This is a genomic window from Microbispora bryophytorum (assembly GCF_006874465.1).
Taxonomy (GTDB): Bacteria; Actinomycetota; Actinomycetes; order Streptosporangiales; family Streptosporangiaceae; genus Microbispora; species Microbispora bryophytorum.
On record NZ_VIRL01000016.1, the window covers coordinates 183,188 to 198,313 of the forward strand.

General features: G+C 72.1%; 17 protein-coding genes. 10 read left to right on the top strand and 7 right to left on the bottom strand.

The genetic code is table 11. From position 1 onward, the window contains the following. The first annotated feature begins 66 nt into the window (after positions 1-66). The gene (locus FLX07_RS26050) at positions 67-828 is read left to right on the top strand and encodes an SDR family NAD(P)-dependent oxidoreductase (RefSeq protein ID WP_142574289.1); all 762 of its coding nucleotides are present in this window, start codon (positions 67-69) and stop codon (positions 826-828) included. Here the strand turns inward: FLX07_RS26050 and FLX07_RS26055 are convergent. The 3 genes from FLX07_RS26055 to FLX07_RS26065 form a co-directional block, all read right to left on the bottom strand. Beyond that, complete coding sequence (locus tag FLX07_RS26055) at positions 792-2,159, bottom strand: glycosyltransferase family 4 protein (protein WP_229689592.1); 1,368 nt, start codon at positions 2,157-2,159, stop codon at positions 792-794. The genes FLX07_RS26050 and FLX07_RS26055 overlap by 37 nt on opposite strands. Before the next feature lie 69 nt (positions 2,160-2,228). Beyond that, positions 2,229-2,888, bottom strand: coding sequence for a class I SAM-dependent methyltransferase (locus tag FLX07_RS26060; protein WP_208762388.1), 660 nt, complete (start codon positions 2,886-2,888; stop codon positions 2,229-2,231). Positions 2,889-2,963: 75 nt separating this feature from the next. Further along, positions 2,964-3,617, bottom strand: coding sequence for a CatB-related O-acetyltransferase (locus FLX07_RS26065; RefSeq protein WP_142574290.1), 654 nt, complete (start codon positions 3,615-3,617; stop codon positions 2,964-2,966). 160 nt (positions 3,618-3,777) lie between these two features. Here FLX07_RS26065 and FLX07_RS26070 point away from each other — a divergent pair, with 160 nt between their 5' ends. After that, on the top strand, positions 3,778-4,389 hold the full coding sequence (locus FLX07_RS26070; protein ID WP_229689591.1) for a TetR/AcrR family transcriptional regulator: 612 nt from the start codon (positions 3,778-3,780) through the stop codon (positions 4,387-4,389). A 101-nt stretch (positions 4,390-4,490) separates the two neighbouring features. Here the strand turns inward: FLX07_RS26070 and FLX07_RS26075 are convergent, their stop codons facing one another. Further along, positions 4,491-5,543: an Rv2578c family radical SAM protein gene (locus FLX07_RS26075; RefSeq protein ID WP_229689590.1), complete on the bottom strand. Its 1,053-nt coding sequence runs from the start codon at positions 5,541-5,543 to the stop codon at positions 4,491-4,493. Positions 5,544-5,678: 135 nt separating this feature from the next. Between FLX07_RS26075 and FLX07_RS26080 the strand changes: the two genes are divergently transcribed. Next, positions 5,679-5,936, top strand: a complete 258-nt coding sequence (locus FLX07_RS26080; protein ID WP_142574293.1) for a DUF3040 domain-containing protein — start codon at positions 5,679-5,681, stop codon at positions 5,934-5,936. Positions 5,937-5,945: 9 nt separating this feature from the next. Here FLX07_RS26080 and FLX07_RS26085 read toward each other — a convergent pair whose 3' ends face one another. Together FLX07_RS26085 and FLX07_RS26090 are read right to left on the bottom strand one after the other, a co-directional pair. Then, positions 5,946-7,568, bottom strand: a complete 1,623-nt coding sequence (locus tag FLX07_RS26085; RefSeq protein WP_142574294.1) for a penicillin-binding transpeptidase domain-containing protein — start codon at positions 7,566-7,568, stop codon at positions 5,946-5,948. 59 nt (positions 7,569-7,627) lie between these two features. Beyond that, positions 7,628-8,290, bottom strand: a complete 663-nt coding sequence (locus tag FLX07_RS26090; protein ID WP_229689589.1) for a lysophospholipid acyltransferase family protein — start codon at positions 8,288-8,290, stop codon at positions 7,628-7,630. A gap of 423 nt (positions 8,291-8,713) precedes the next feature. Between FLX07_RS26090 and FLX07_RS26095 the strand changes: the two genes are divergently transcribed. From FLX07_RS26095 to FLX07_RS26105, 3 genes are read left to right on the top strand one after another with little or no spacing between them, the layout of a single operon-like run. Next, a complete protein-coding gene (locus tag FLX07_RS26095; RefSeq protein ID WP_229689588.1) occupies positions 8,714-9,250 on the top strand; it encodes a GNAT family N-acetyltransferase in 537 nt (178 codons plus the stop codon). 5 nt (positions 9,251-9,255) lie between these two features. Further along, positions 9,256-10,245, top strand: a complete 990-nt coding sequence (locus FLX07_RS26100) for an NAD-dependent epimerase/dehydratase family protein (RefSeq protein ID WP_142574295.1) — start codon at positions 9,256-9,258, stop codon at positions 10,243-10,245. Beyond that, a complete protein-coding gene (locus tag FLX07_RS26105; protein WP_223853831.1) occupies positions 10,220-11,644 on the top strand; it encodes a pyridoxal phosphate-dependent decarboxylase family protein in 1,425 nt (474 codons plus the stop codon). Before FLX07_RS26100 ends, FLX07_RS26105 begins: the two co-directional genes overlap by 26 nt. A gap of 3 nt (positions 11,645-11,647) precedes the next feature. On the opposite strand, the gene FLX07_RS26110 is transcribed toward FLX07_RS26105, so the two are convergent. Further along, positions 11,648-12,550, bottom strand: a complete 903-nt coding sequence (locus tag FLX07_RS26110) for an alpha/beta fold hydrolase (protein ID WP_208762389.1) — start codon at positions 12,548-12,550, stop codon at positions 11,648-11,650. 67 nt (positions 12,551-12,617) lie between these two features. Between FLX07_RS26110 and FLX07_RS26115 the strand changes: the two genes are divergently transcribed. The 4 genes from FLX07_RS26115 to FLX07_RS26130 form a co-directional block, all read left to right on the top strand. Beyond that, on the top strand, positions 12,618-13,163 hold the full coding sequence (locus FLX07_RS26115) for a helix-turn-helix domain-containing protein (protein ID WP_142574296.1): 546 nt from the start codon (positions 12,618-12,620) through the stop codon (positions 13,161-13,163). After that, positions 13,160-13,912, top strand: a complete 753-nt coding sequence (locus FLX07_RS26120; RefSeq protein WP_142574297.1) for a sulfite exporter TauE/SafE family protein — start codon at positions 13,160-13,162, stop codon at positions 13,910-13,912. The genes FLX07_RS26115 and FLX07_RS26120 overlap by 4 nt, the downstream gene beginning before the upstream one ends. A 77-nt stretch (positions 13,913-13,989) precedes the next feature. Continuing rightward, positions 13,990-14,646, top strand: coding sequence for a maleylpyruvate isomerase N-terminal domain-containing protein (locus FLX07_RS26125; protein WP_142574298.1), 657 nt, complete (start codon positions 13,990-13,992; stop codon positions 14,644-14,646). A gap of 221 nt (positions 14,647-14,867) precedes the next feature. Further along, positions 14,868-15,126, top strand: a 259-nt coding sequence (locus FLX07_RS26130; RefSeq protein ID WP_142574299.1) for a hypothetical protein, incomplete at its 3' end; no start/stop codon positions are given.

Genomic DNA, 15,126 nt, shown 5'->3' on the forward strand with positions numbered 1-15,126 from the left:
CGCGGTCAACTGGGCGTGACAGCCCCCGCCAGGGGGCCGTGTCCCCTATGACCAGGAGCTTCCATCATGACCTCTCAGCGAGTCGCCCTCATCACCGGCGGCAACCGGGGCCTCGGACGTGCCACGGCACTCGCCCTCGCCGAGCGCGGCGTCGACGTCGTCGTCACCTATCGGGCCGGCAAGGACCAGGCCGAGGACGTCGTCGAGTCCGTGACCGGGCTCGGACGTACCGCGGTGGCGCTGTCGCTGGACACCGCGGTGGTGGCGGGGTTCGACGACTTCACGGACGAGTTGCGCCGCACCCTGCGCGAGCGGTGGCACCGGGACGATTTCGACTACCTTGTCAACAACGCCGGCATCGCGGTCACCGCGGCGTTCGCCGACACGACCGAGAGCGAGTTCGACGCACTGATCGACGTGCATCTCAAGGGCGTGTTCTTCCTCACGCAGAAGCTGCTGCCCCTCATCGCGGACGGCGGCCGGATCGTCAACCTCTCGACCGGGCTGACCAGGTTCACGATCGCGGGGCAGGCGGCGTACGCGTCGGTGAAGGGCGCGGTGGAGGTGCTGACGCGATACCTCGCCAAGGAGCTCGGGCCGCGAGGCATCACGGTCAACACCGTCGCCCCCGGCCCGGTCGCCACCGACTTCGCGGGCGGCGTCACACGGGACGACGAGGGGTTCCGCGCCATGCTCGCGTCGCAGACCGCGCTGGGACGGGTAGGGGAACCCGCCGATGTCGGGGGCGCGATCGGCGCCCTGCTCGCCGACGGCAGCGGCTGGATCACCGGTCAGCGCGTCGAGGTCTCCGGCGGCATCTTCATGTGACCGTGGCGTTGCAAGTCGTCCTCGCTCGCCCCGTCCGGCCTGTACGCGAGCGGGGCGCCGGGCGGGAGAGCGCGGCGCCGGGCCACCAGGCCGGACAGCAGGTCCTCCCACAGCGCGCCGACGACGTCGAGGTCGTGGCGCGCGGCCGTCTTCAGCGCGTTGGCGCCCATCCGGCGGCGCAGGTCCTCGTCCTCGATGAGCGTGCAGATGGCGTCGGCCATCGCGTGGATCTTCTCCGGCTTCACCAGCAGCCCGTCGTGGCCGTGGCTGATCATCTCCTTGGGGCCGGTCGGGCAGTCGTAGCTGACGACGGGGACGCCCTTGCTCATCGCCTCGAGGATGGCCATCGGCATGCCCTCGTGGCGGGAGCTCAGCACGAACATCGAGGCGTCCGCGAGGACGGCGCCGACGTCCTCGGCGGGGCCTTCGAGGAAGACCCGCTCGCAGAGCCCGCGCTTGTCGATCGACGCCTGGAGCTTCTCCTGCCGGGGGCCGCCGCCGTAGATCCGCAGCGTCCAGTCCGGGTAGCGGGCCGCCACGTGCGCCCACGCGCGGATGAGCAGGTCGTAGCCCTTGCCCCAGGTCAGGCGGCCCACGGTGACGACGGTCTTCGCGGTGAGCGGCGAAAGGCCGCCGTTCAGGCGGGGCGTCGCGTTGGGCACCTGCGCCAGCACGGCCGGCCGGTCCACGCGCGCCTTCTCGAAGGACCGCTCGTAGGCGCGCAGGTCGGCCTGTGTGAGGGTGACGACCGCGTCGTGCCTGCCGTACCTGCGGATGATCTGCCTGCGCACCGCCGGCTGGTGGGAGGACAGGTTCCCGTGCTCCTGGGCGACCGTGATGATCTCCGGTGGTGCGAAGCGGGCGGCGATCAGGTTCAGGCCGGGCCGGGTCCCGATGAGGACGCCCCCGCGGCGGGAGCGAATGTAGCGGACGAGTTTGAGGTCGGTGCGCAGGGTGAACCAGTGATAGGCGGCCTCGCCCTTCGGCACCAGCCTGCTCGGGAACCGCGACAGCAGGCCCTTGCGCCGGGGCAGCCGGTCGTCGAGGTAGCGAACGCGCACTCCGGGAGGAACCTGGAAGAAGGGCTCCTCGCGTTCCCGTACGACGCTGACGATCTCGACATCATGAGTGCGCGCCAGTTGTCCGGCGAGGTTGAAGACCGTGCGGATCGTGCCGCCCATGCCGTTGGCGTGCAGCAGCAGGATGCGGATCTCGTGACCGTCGGGCGGCGGCGCCGACCGGGCACGCTGCCGGTCGCGGGCCTCCAGCGCCCGTACGACCGCCCTGGCCGCTTTCCTTGCCGCCCTGCGGTGAAGAGAAGGCACAGCCACGCCCCGTTCCGTGTCAGATGAAGATCCCCTTCCCTGTGACGTAACCGGCAGTTGCTTCGTTGTTGTGACCTAGGTCACAGCATGCTTGGAAAGCTGATATATGGTCGTCCGTTTGCTGGGGACGTCCTCCAGATAGGCGGGCACGTGATGCACTGCGACCTGCTCGAACACGCCTTCAGGGAGATAGGAGCAGGCGCGGTCGGGCACGCCGATAAGGACATCGCCGCCGGCCCGGGACAGGAACGGGGTGACCCGCCGGGCCAGCGGTTCCTCGTAGTAGACGTCCCCGGCCAGCACGACCTGCGGGGACGGCGTCCCGTCGAGCAGGTCGCCACCGGCGATCCGCACCGCGACGCCGTTGGCGCGGGCGTTCACGGCGACGGCCGCCAGCGCGTACGGGTCGACGTCGTTGGCGACCACCAGGGCGGCTCCGGCCAGCGCCGCGGCGACCGCGACCAGCCCCGATCCGGTGGCGAGGTCGAGGACGGTGCGGCCCCGCACAATCTCGGGGTGGTCGAGCACGTGGCGGGCCAGCGCCTGCCCGCCCGCCCAGGGGCAGGCCCAGAAGGGCAGCCGTCCGGCGCGCTCCCACAGCTCGTACACCCGGTCGTCCCCGCCCGCGTCCGGCACGGCGCCGGGCATGACCAGGCGCAGCCGTATCTCCGGCACGTACGGCACGGCCGCGAGCCTGGTGTGCGCGCGGACGAAGTCCTCGGCGTCGTGCTCCACGGCCGCCGATCGTATCCGCACGGACAACCGTCCGGAGCGGCCGGAGTTCTTGATGTCGCCGGCAGAAGCACCGGATCATCCGTGGGGGAGCGCCGGCGCCGCGTTCTCCAGGGCGTCGATGCTTCCGGACATGATCGTGCGGATGTGGTCGGTGATGTGCTGGAGCGGCCAGTCCCACCAGGCCAGCGCGAGAAGGCGCTCGATGTCCGCGTCTTCGTAGCGGCGGCGGATGAGCCTGGCGGGGTTGCCGCCGGCGATGCCGTAGTCGGGGACGTCGTCCACGACGACCGAGCCGGAGGCGATGATCGCTCCGTGGCCGATGCGTACGCCCGGCATCACCATCGACCGGTATCCGAGCCAGACGTCGTTGCCCACCACCGTGTCGCCCCGTCCGGGCAGGCCCGTGATGAGGTCGAAGTGCTCCGCCCAGGACCCGCCCATGATCGGGAACGGGAACGTCGAAGGCCCGTCCATGCGATGGTTGGCGCCGTTCATGATGAACCGCACGCCCTCGCCCAGGGCACAGAACTTCCCGATGACCAGCTTCTCCGGCCCGTAGTGGTACAGCACGTTGCGGGTCTCGAACGCGGTCGGATCGTCCGGGTCGTCATAGTACGAGAACTCGCCGACCTCTATCAGCGGCGAGGCGATCAGCGGCTTCAGCAGCACCACCCGCGGTTGCCCGGGCATCGGATGCAGCACGGTCGGGTCGGGGGGCACAGCCGGCATCACGCGTCGTTTCCTTCCTGGCCAACGCTTCGAACGAGAGTCGATGGCGCCACTACTGCGACAAATGGTGCGTTAAGATACTGCCACGACGCCGTTCCCAGGAGCAACCGGACCACCAGCGATGACTCCTTCAGCACCACCACCGGAGGGCGCCAGGCCCGTGCCGCCGCCTCGGCGCCGCCCCGGCGGCCGTACCGCCCGAATCCGCAGGCAGGTGCTCGACGCGGTGCTCGCCGAGCTTGGGGAGCGCGGTTATGACGGGCTCACCATGGACTCCGTCGCCGCCCGCTCGGGTGTGCACCGCGCGACGGTGTACCGGCGCTGGGGAGACGTTGGCGGCCTGCTCGCCGACGTCCTGGACGCGGCGGGCGACGACGCCTGGCAACCCCCGGACACCGGTTCCCTGGAGGGCGACCTGGCGGCACTGAACCGCGAGATCCATGACGCGCTCACCGCACAGCCGCCGATCGTGGCGGCCCTGATCGCCGCCTCGTTCCGCTCCGAGCAGGCCGACCACGCCCAACGGCGGCTCTGGGAGGACCGGTACGCCCGGTGCGAGGTCATCGTCCGCCGGGCCGTCGAGCGCGCCGAACTCCCGCTGGGCACGGACGCCCGGCGACTGCTCATCGCCGCCACCGCGCCCGTGTATCACCAGTTGGTGCTTCTCCGCACGCCGCCCGGCCCGGACCTGCCCGGCCAGGCGGCCAGAACCGCCGCTCTCGCCGCATCCGCCGGCGCCTTCGCCGTGCCGCCACCGGCCGGTGATACCTGACCGGCCCGGCGCGGCCCGGTCCGGCCCGGTCCGCTCCGGGGCCGAGCAGGAGCGACCGCACCTACCACTTTTCCCTACGGCCGCCTATCCCCTACGGCCGCCTAGAGGAGCGTGAGCTGTTCGGGCGCCGCGGCCGGTGCGGGCGGGGGAGCCGGCCGCTCACCGGGCCGTTGCCCGGCACGAGTGCCGCGCGGGGCCGACCGGCCGATGCCGTGCTCGCGGGCGAGCGCGCGCACGGCCTGGCCGATCCGTTCCTGGTACGCCTTGGGGGCGTAGGCGCCCCGGCCGTACAGCTCCAGATAGCGGGGGACGAGCCGGGGGTGCTCGCGCGACAGCCAGGCCATGAACCACTCACGCGCGCCCGGCCGCAGGTGCAGCACGATCGGTGTGACGTGCGTCGCGCCGGTCTCGGCGATACGGCGCACCGTGGTCTCCAGCGCCCGCGGGGAGTCGCCGAGATACGGGAGGATCGGCGCCATGAGCACGCCGCACGGGATGCCGTGCTCGTTCAGGGTGGCGCACACCTCCAGCCGTTTGCGTGGCGAGGGGGTGCCCGGCTCGACGGTCCGCCACAGTGACTCGTCGGTGAACCCGATCGAGACGGCCGTGCTGACGTCGGTCACCTCCGCCGCCTCGGCGAGCAGCGCGAGGTCGCGCAGGATCAGTGAGCCCTTGGTGAGGATCGAGAACGGGTTGCGGGCGTCCCGCAGGGCCGTGAGGATGCCCGGCATCAGCCGATAGCGGCCCTCGGCCCGCTGGTAGCAGTCGACGTTGGTCCCCATCGCGACGGGGTGTCCGCCCCACCGGGGCGCCGCCAGTTCCCTGCGTACGAGGTCGGGGGCGTTGACCTTCACGACGATCTTCGAGTCGAAGTCCCGCCCGGAGTCCAGGTCGAGGTATTCGTGCGTCCTGCGGGCGAAGCAGTAGGTGCACGCGTGGGTGCAGCCGCGGTAGGGGTTGATCGTCCACTCGAACGGAACCCGGCTGGCCGAGGGGACCCGGTTGATGATCGACCGTGCGTGGATCTCGTAGAAGGTGACGCCCCGGAACTCCGGGGTGTCGAAGGTGCGGGCCACGGCCGATCGGGCGAACAGGGGAGTCGTCTCTCCCTGCCCGCCTTCCCCCGTTTCGAGCCGCAGCCCGTCCCACCGCACCCTCCGATTAGAACAGAGGTTCGATGGAGATCGCAACATGCAACGCGTCGTAAATCGCGGCCCTGGAAACGGCTAACGATCTTCATCGTTGGGGAGAACGTCGGCACATACCTTGCGTTCTGGGAGAGTTGCGCGATGGCCTGGTCGCAGGACGAAGAGCGGATGCTGGCGATGATCGAGCGGCACCTCACCGACGAGGATCCGAAGCTCGCGGCCAGGCTCGAGTCGTTCAACCACCGTGCGGAGCGCGGGCGGCAGGGAAAGGGGGCGGGCCGCCGCCTGCCGGGCCGCTCCACCGTGATCATCGCGGTCAGCTGGCTGCTCATCGCCACGTTGATCGCGACCCTGCTCGTCATGGCCCTGCGGCACGACGCCGCCGCTCTCCCGGTGTAGCGACCGGCCTCAGGACAGGGACTTGAGGAAGTGCGCGGCGACCGGGGCGGCCACCCCGCCGCCCATGCCGCCGGCCTCCACGACGACGGCGAAGGCCAGGTCGCCGCGGAAGCCCATGAACCAGGCGTGCGAGTCGAGTTTCGGCCCGGTGCCGAACTCGGCGGTCCCGGTCTTGCCCGCCGTGCCCGCGGGCAGTCCTGCGGCGTGGGCGGTGCCCTTGGTGACGACGGCCCGCATCATCGACCGCAGGCTCGTGACGACCTCACCCGGCAGCTTCTTGGGGCCGGCCTTCTGCTCCAGCGAGGGCACCAGCGTGGGTGGCCGCCAGGAGCCGTCGGCCACCGCCGCGGCCACGTTCGCGATCACCAGCGGGCTCGCGGTGATCCTGGCCTGCCCGAACGACTCCGCGGCCAGTTCGGCGTCGCTGGTGGCCTTCGGCATGCTGCCGGGGGTCGCCGGGACGCCGATGCGCAGCGGCTGGTTGAAACCCAGGTCCGTCGCCAGGTCGTACAGCTTGCGCGCGCCCAGCTTCTGGGCGGCGAGCGGGGCGAACGTCGTGTTGCACGAGTGGGCGTAGGAGTCGAGGAACGACAGCGACCCGAACGCCTCGTGGTCGGAGTTGCGGATCTTGAGCCCGCCGACGACCGCCTCCTCGGGGCAGGTCACCCGGCTCGCCGGGGTCAGCCCCTCGGCCAGCAGTCCGGCGGCCGTGATCGTTTTGAACGTGGATCCCGGGGCGTACTTGCCGTCCAGCGCGCGGTTGAAGCCGCCCTTGTTGTTCACGACGGCGAGGATCTCGCCCGTCGAGGGTTTGACGGCGACGAGCGAGGTGGGCTTGTCCAGGTCGCGCACCGCGTCGGCGGCGGCCTTCTGCACCTTCAGGTCGAGGCTGGTGCGGAGGTCCTTGCCGGGGGAGCCCTTGACGGTGTGCAGGGTCTTGCGGCTCTCGCCGACCACCTGGATCTCCGTGGTGGGGGTGCCGGCGAGCTGCTTCTGGAACGTCTCCTGCAGGCCGCCGCGGCCCACGGCGTCGCCCTTCTTGTAGGCGGTGCCCAGCTTCTCGACGTCCTTGTCCGTCGCCTTGTCCAGGAAGCCGACGAGCTGCTGCACCGAGCCGCCCACGTCGCCGCCGTCGATGCGGTCGCCGTTGGCGTCGGTGACGGCCGCCCGCTGCGGCCACGACGTCCTCAGCGCCAGGTGGTTGGTCCCGTCGAGCGCGGGGTGAACCGAGGACGGCGACCAGTCGACCTTCCAGTAGTGGTCCTTGACCACGAGCGCGAGCGAGCCCGTGTAGGTCCAGTCGCCGACGTTCTTCACCGTGGCGGTGGCGGTGTAGGAGGCGGTCGCCCGGTCGTCCTTCTCCGCGCCGGCCCGTACGTCGCGGACGGCGACCTTCGTCACCGCGAGGTTCTTGGTGAGCTCGGCGTACGCCGCGTCGAAGCCGGCGGCGGGTGAGGCGAGCTCGGCCTTCATCGCCGCGAGGTCGCCTCTCGACCAGGCCGCGGTGAACCGCGCCGCCGTCTCCTGCGGCGTGCCGCGCGTGTGCAGCACGTAGTAGGCGCCGCCGGCGGCCGTCCCGGCCAGCACGACGGCCACGGCGGCCGAGATCGCGACGGTACGTCCTCGCGGCACGCGCACCCCCAATGACGGCCCTGTGGTCGGGTTCAGAGCCTAGCGGGGCCGACTGGCATTTACACTCCGGCTTCGCCGGCGCCCTTGACGCTGGCGGCGTACCGGGGAACGTACTCCTGGCCGGACAGGCGCTGGATCGCGACCATGACCTCGTCGGTCACCCTCCGCCGGTCCCTGGCGCTGCCCGCGTCGCCGGTGAAGGTCATCGGCTCGCCGAACCGCACGCCGATGCTGTGCAGGCGCGGCACCGAGGTGCCGGGCGGCAGCACTTTCTGGGTGCCGAGCATGGCGACGGGCACGACCGGGGCGCCGGTGGTGAGTGTGAGCCAGGCCACGCCGACCTTCCCCCGGTACAGCCGGCCGTCGGGGGAGCGGGTGCCCTCGGGATAGATGCCGAACAACTCGCCCGCCTTCAGGACCTCCACCGCGGCGTCGAGCATGTCCTGGGCGGCGGAGACGTTCTCCCGGTCGATCTCCATCGCTCCCATCGCGCGCATCCAGGCCGCAGCGACGGGGTTGCCGGTGAAGTACTCCTTCTTGGCCACGAACCGCACCATGCGCGGCACCAGGGCCGGCATGAAGAACGAGTCGAGCACGGACAGGTGGTTGGAGGCGATGATCGCGGGCCCGTGCGTGGGGACGTGCTCGCGTCCCTCCATCCGCGGCCGCCACAGCGCGTGCATGACGGGAACGCTGACGAGCTTCAGGGCGGGGTAGAGCACGGCCTCTCCTTCTCCGGTCCGACGGACATACCCTAGGCCGCGCGGACCCCTGTTCAGGTGTAGGCCCCCTGCAACACACCGCCTGATGTTTTGTACGGCTTCACCAACACTTCTTTGCGCCCAGGCGAGGTCGGAACCCGCCGGCGGTGCGGGGCCGAGCCTGGGGAAAAGACACGGCGCCCCGCGAGAACGAGTCTCGCGGGGCGCCCACGTCGAGGGCCGATGTGGCGGTCGCCTCCTCGGCGAGATGCACAACACGGCTCCAGCCGAACGGTATTCCGTGAAGGCGGTGATTGCGGCCCGGGGGACACAAACCACATCGGCCATGGATGACTCTAGCCGACTTTCGCCTCTGCTTTCTCCCGCCCCCCGTATCGGTGTCCGTCATCAGCGGCCAAAGCCCGCGTGCACTATCGTCGCCGGGTGGCGCATCTGATCAGAACTGAGCGGCTCGTGCTGCGGCGCTGGCGCGAGGAGGACAAGGAGCCTTTCGCCGTCCTGAACGCCGATCCAGTCGTCATGGAGCACTTCCCGGCCACGCTCTCCCGGGAGGAGAGCGACGCTCTGGCCGAGCGCGTCGAGGTCGCGTTCGACGAGCGCGGGTTCGGCTTGTGGGCGGTCGAGGCGGACGGGGAGTTCATCGGCTTCACCGGGCTGTCGGTTCCGAGGTTCACCGCCCACTTCACCCCGTGTGTGGAGATCGGCTGGCGGCTCGCCCGGTCCGCCTGGGGGCGGGGATATGCCACGGAGGCGGCGCGGGCGTCGCTGGAGGACGGGTTCGGCCGGGTCGGTCTGACCGAGGTCGTCTCGTTCACGGCGGTGCCGAACGTCCGCTCGCAGGCGGTCATGCGGCGGCTGGGGATGACCCACGATCCCGCCGAGGACTTCGACCACCCGGTGCTCTCCCAGGGTCACTCGCTGCGCCGCCACGTTCTGTATCGGATCCGGAGGCGGAAGTGAGCGGCATGCGGTTGCTGGTGCTGGGCGGCACGACGTTCGTCGGCCGGTGGGTGGTCACGGCGGCCGTGGAGCGCGGCTGGCACGTCACCACGTTCACCCGCGGGCTGGCCGGCTGGGCCCACCCCGGGGCCGAGGCCGTGATCGGCGACCGGCTGCGCCCGGCCGGCCTGGCCCCGCTCGCCGAGACCCGGTGGGACGCCGTGGTGGACACCTGGGCCGGCGCGCCGCGGGTCGTGCGCGACAGCGCCCGCGCGCTGGCCGGGTGCGCGGGCAGGTATGCGTACGTCTCCAGCAGGGCGGTGTACGCGCCCCCGACGCCGGCCGGCCTGAATGAGGACTGGCCCACGGTCGAGGCGTCCGCGGACGCCGAGGACACCGACTACGCGCCGAACAAGCGGGGTGGCGAGATCGCCGTGGAGGAGGCCTTCGGCGACCGCGCCGTGCTGGCCAGGGCCGGGCTGATCCTCGGGCCGTACGAGGACCAGGGACGGCTGCCGCACTGGCTGCTGCGGGCCGCGCGGGGCGGGGAGATGCTCGCCCCCGGCCCGGCCGACCAGCCGTTCCGCTACGTGGACGTGCGGGACCTCGCCGCCTGGCTTCTCGACGCGGCCGAGGGCGGCGTGCCGGGCCCGGTCAACCTGGTCAACCCGGAGGGGCACTGCACGACCCGCGACCTGCTGGAGGCCGCGGCCGAGGTCACCGGCGGGCTCGCGGAGCCGGTCTGGGTCGAGCCCGAGGCGATCGAGGCCTCCGGGATCGACCGGTGGGCGGCGCTGCCGGGATGGATCCCGCCAGGTCCCGCGCAGGCCGGGCTCATCCGGACCGACGTCGGCCGGGCCCTGGCCACCGGGCTGCGGTGCCGCCCGGTGGCGGCGACCGTCGCCGACACCTGGGCGTGGCTGACCGGGCCCGGCGACATCCCCGACTTCCCGCCCGGAGTGGACCCCGCCGAGGAGCAGGCCGTGATCGATGCCTGGCGGCGACCGGCGTCGTGACGCGATGACGGACGACCTGCGCGAGGCGGCGCGACGGGCCGCGGACACGGCGGCCGACCACCTGGCCGCGGTTCCCCGCGGCCCGGTGTGGCGGCCGGTGGCCGGCCCGGACCTCGACTGGCTGACCCGGCAGCCGCTGCCCGCCGCGGGGCGCCCGCTCGCGGAACTGCTCGGCGACGCCGACCGGCACGTGCTGCCCTACCCGATGGGCAACGGGCACCCCCGGTTCTTCGGCTGGGTCAACTCCCCGCCCTCGGCGGCCGGCGTCGTGGTCGCCCCGCTGGCCGCGGCGATGAACCCGAGCTGCGCAGGGGGCGAGCACGCGGGCGTCCTGCTGGAGCGCACCGCCGTGCGGTGGCTGGCCGAGCTGGCAGGCTTCCCCCACCCGCCGGGCGCCGGGCTGCTGACCAGCGGAGCGTCCATGGCCACCGTCGTCGCGCTCGCCGCGGCCCGGCAGCGCGCCGTCCCGGACGTACGGGAGACGGGCCTGTACGGGCGCCCTCCGCTGGCCGTCTACCTGTCGGAGGAGGGCCACAGCTGCCTGCGCAAGGCGGTCGAACTGCTCGGCCTGGGCAGCGGGCACATCCGCACCGTCCCCGTCGACGACGCGTTCCGCATGGACACCGCCGCGCTGCGCCGCCTCGTCGCGGCGGACCGTGAGGCGGGCGTGCGCCCGTTCTTCGTGGCGGCAAGCGCGGGGACGGTCAACACCGGGGCCGTCGATCCTCTGGAGGACGTCGCCGAGGTCGCGCGCGGGCACGGGCTGTGGTTCCACGTCGACGGCGCCTACGGTGCGCTCGGCGTGCTCGCGGACGAGTGCCGGCCCGCGTACGCCGGGCTGGAGCTGGCGGACTCCCTTGCTCTGGACCCGCACAAGTGGCTCGGCGTCCCGGTCGGCTGCGGATGCGTCCTGTTCCGCGACCCGTCGGGTCCGCGTGCGGCGTTCAGCCTCGTCCCGCCCTACCTGCGGGACGATGACGCCGGGGAGCTGGGGTGGTTCTCCGAGTACGGGCCGGAGCAGACCCGGCCGTTCCGCGCGCTGCGCGTGTGGGCCACGATCGCGCACCTGGGTCACGACGGCGTCGCCGGACTGGTGCGGCACACCACCCGGCTGGCGCGCGTCCTGGGCGCGATGATCGAGGGGTCCGCCGACTTCGACCTGCTCGCCCCGGTCGTCACCTCGGTCGTCGCGTTCCGATATCGGCCCGCGGGTCTCGACGCCGCCGCCGTGGAGACGCTGAACGAGGTGATCCCCGCCGCGGTGCAGCGGCGCGGACGCGCCTTCCTCACCGGCACCCGGCTGCGCGGCCAGCAGGCCCTGCGCGCCTGTGTGCTCCACCCGGACACGGCCGAGGCCGACCTCGCGGTCCTGCTGGAGGAGATCCGCGCCGCCGCGTGACGCTCAGGCGGCGGTCAGGTCGCGGATCGCCCGCAGCACCTCCCCGGCCCGCTCGACGTGCAGGTGCTGGTGGGAGGCGCCGTCGATCACGCGCTGCCGCCCTCGGGGCACCGAGCGGGCGATCGCCGCGTGCAGGGCGCGCACCCCGTCGTGCGCCGCACGCATCACCTCCTCCGGCATGAACTTCGCCCAGTAGGGGTTCACGCCGCCGGCGGTCAGCACGATCAGCGGGACGTCGGGCAGCGGTCCGCCGTCGCGCAGCTCGTCGTAGACCTCGGTCTCGAAGTTCTCCGTCTCCCGCAGGCTCGTCCGCCACGACGCCAGGTGGTGGTCGATCAGCGCCTCGCGGACCGGCGCGGGCCACTCGGCGTACAGGCGGGCGTACGCCTCGCGGGCGGCGCGGCGCTGCTCGTCGGTCAGCTCCGGCAGCCGCGCCGGGTCGGGCCGCATCCGCTCGGCCAGCTCGGCGGCCTGTGCCGGCATGTGGTCGAGGATGTCCTCGTGGCCGGGATCGAGCAGGAGGAGACCGGCGACCTCGCCCGGGAAGAGCTGGGCGTACCGGCGAGCGTAGAAGGCGCCGAGGGAGTGGCCGACCAGGAGGAACGGGCCCGGAACCGCCGCGGCTCGCAGGAGGTCGCGCAGTTCGACGGCGACCTCGGCCGCGCCGCGGGGGAGGGGCGCGGACGTGCTCCAGCCCGTGCCGGCGCGGTCGTACAGCACGCTCGTGGTGAACGCGGCGGCGCCGTCCTGCACGTTCAGGAAGTCGAGACCCACCAGGCCCGCGCCGGGCAGGAACACCACGCTCGGCCCGCCCGAGCCCGAGCGGTGCAGCATCAGCCGCCGTTCGCCGACGTCGTACAGGCGCCCCAGGGGCGGGGCCGTTGTCTCCGATGACGGTCGTCCCATGCCGCCCTCTCTCACACTGATCGTTCGCATTTCTGCGAAAGGTAGCACACATGCGATCATTCGGACCATGGATGTGATGGAGGTGCTCGGGCATCCGGTGCGGCTGCGCGTCGTGCAGGCGCTCGCCGGTGGGCGGGTTCTCACGACATCGCAGTTGTGCGAGCGCATATCGGACGTGCACAAGGCGACCGTCTACCGCCACGTCCGCGCGCTCGCCGACGCCGGCGTAGTGGAGGTGGACGGCGAGCACCGCGTGCGCGGCGCGGTGGAACGGCGCTACCGGCTGCGCGAGCGAGTGGTGATCGACGCCGACACCGTGGCGGCGATGTCGCCGGAGGACCACCGGCGCACCTTCGCCACGGCCATGGCCGCGCTGATGTCCGAGTTCGACGCCTATCTCGGTCTGAACGGCGCCGATCCGGTGACCGACGAGGTGGGTTACCGGCAGCACGTGCTGTGGCTGAGCCGGGAGGAGCGTGCCGAGATGATCGAGGAGCTGCGCGCGACGATCGTCGCGCGGATGAGGAACGAGCCGGCGCCGCACCGCGGGCGGCATCTGCTCAGCCCGATCCTGTTCCCGGTCGAGACGCCCCCGCCGGACGCCGGGGCGTGACCGGCCTCGGGGAGGTCGCGCTGCTGGCCGCCGCCGGGACGCTCGCCGGGCTGGTCGGCACCGCGGGCGGCATCACGTCGCTCATCTCCTACCCGGCCCTGCTCGCGGCGGGCCTGCCCGCCCTCGCGGCGAACGTGGCCAACATCGTCGCGCTCGTCGCCTGCTGGCCCGGCTCGGCACTGGCCTCGCAGCCCGAGCTGCGCGGGAAGGCGCCGTGGCTGCGTCGCTGGGTGCCGCTGTCGGCGCTGGGCGGGGCGGCCGGGTCGGCGTTGCTGCTGTCCACCCCGCCCGGCGTCTTCGCCCGCGTCGTGCCGTTCCTCGTGGCCGCGGGTTCGCTGGCGCTGCTGGCACAGCCCCGCCTCGCCGTACGGCACGAGCGGCGCGGTTCACCTGACGCCGCTCTTCCGCTCGGGCTGACCGCCCTGTCGGTCTACAACGGGTATTTCGGCGCGGGGTCGGGGGTGATGATCCTCGCTCTCCTCCTGGTGACGGCCGAGCCGCGGCTGCCCGCCGCCAACGCCCTGAAGAACATGCTTCTCGGCGCGGGAGCCCTGGTCTCCGCCGCCGGATTCGCCGTCTTCGGGCCCGTCGACTGGGCCGCCGTCGCCCCGCTCGCCGCGGGCCTGTTCGCCGGGTCCACGCTCGGTCCCCGGGTCACCCGGCGCCTGCCGGCCGGGCTGCTGCGCTGGCTGGTCGCCGTGATCGGCCTCGGCCTGGCGGTCCGCCTGTGGGCCGCGCCGGGCACCTGACCGCCGCCGCATACCCGCATGCTGCCGGCTGCCGAATGCGTTTGTCCGGCATCGAGGCACCGCACTACCGTGCCAGTGTGGATCTCTTCACACGCTCGTGGACGGCATTGCGCAGGGCGGTCGCCAAACTGCCGGACGAGGACTTCGCACAGCCGTCCGGCTGTGCCGGCTGGCTTGTGCGGGATCTGGCGTGTCATCTGGTGATCGACGCTCAGGACGTCCTGATCACCCTCGTGACCCCGGCGGAAACGGAACCGACCCGTGACGCGGTGACCTATTGGGAGGTCTCCGCGACGCCGCCGACGGGCGACGATCCGCTCGACGCGCTGATCGTCCGGCTGGCCGCCGCCTACGAGGAGCCTCGGCTGCTCAAGTTCCACCTCGACGACGTCGGCTCCGCCGCCGGCCGCGCCGCGAGGCTCGCCGACCCGGACCTGCGGGTAGTCACCCGCGGCGAGGTCCTCACCGCGGGCGACTACCTTTCGGCGTACGTCCTGGAGTGGACGCTGCACCACCTCGACCTGGTCGCGCATCTGCCGGGCGCGGCGGAGCCGCCCGCCGAGGGGCTCGCCCGGTCCCGGGACATGCTGGAGAAGATCGCCGGGACCGCCTTCCCCGCGTCGTTCTCCGACAAGGACGCACTGCTGGTCGGCACGGGCCGCCGCGCCCCGGCCGACGCGCAGGAGGCCGAGCTGGGCGAGCTGGCCGCGAGACTCCCCCTCGTCCTCGGCTGATCGTCCGGCTCGTGGGAGTGTCGCTTGACGATGTCCCGGGGCGCGTGCCATCCTGATTACGGGACTGAGGTTGACACTACAGATACGTGTGGACATTCGTTTGCGCGTTGCTCTATGATGCCTTCTGCGCTCGCTCTTTGGCATCCCCTTCCGCTCCAGATCGGTAGAGCTGTCGTCCGGCGTGCGCGTAGTCGATCCGCGAGCCTTCGGAAGGACATCTGTTGGCAGCCTCGCCCCACCCTTTGGCCATACCACCCGGTCCTCGTCGCGTGTCTTTCGCGCGCATCGAGGAGCCGCTCGAAGTGCCCGACCTTCTCGCCCTGCAGACCGAGTCCTTCGACTGGTTGGTGGGCAACGAGAAATGGAAGGGCCGGGTTGAGGCGGCTCGCCAGGCCGGGCGCAAGGACGTCCCGGCCCAGTCGGGTCTTGAAGAGATCTTCGAGGAGATCAGTCCCATCGAGGACTTCTCCGGAACCATGT

Coding starts and splice junctions, on each gene's coding strand:
- FLX07_RS26050 (WP_142574289.1), top strand. CDS start 67: ATGACCTCTCAGCGAGTCGCCCTCATCACCGGCGGCAACCGGGGCCTC.
- FLX07_RS26065 (WP_142574290.1), bottom strand. CDS start 3,617: ATGCCGGCTGTGCCCCCCGACCCGACCGTGCTGCATCCGATGCCCGGG.
- FLX07_RS26080 (WP_142574293.1), top strand. CDS start 5,679: ATGGCCTGGTCGCAGGACGAAGAGCGGATGCTGGCGATGATCGAGCGG.
- FLX07_RS26100 (WP_142574295.1), top strand. CDS start 9,256: ATGCGGTTGCTGGTGCTGGGCGGCACGACGTTCGTCGGCCGGTGGGTG.
- FLX07_RS26105 (WP_223853831.1), top strand. CDS start 10,220: ATGCCTGGCGGCGACCGGCGTCGTGACGCGATGACGGACGACCTGCGC.
- FLX07_RS26110 (WP_208762389.1), bottom strand. CDS start 12,550: ATGGGACGACCGTCATCGGAGACAACGGCCCCGCCCCTGGGGCGCCTG.
- FLX07_RS26115 (WP_142574296.1), top strand. CDS start 12,618: ATGGATGTGATGGAGGTGCTCGGGCATCCGGTGCGGCTGCGCGTCGTG.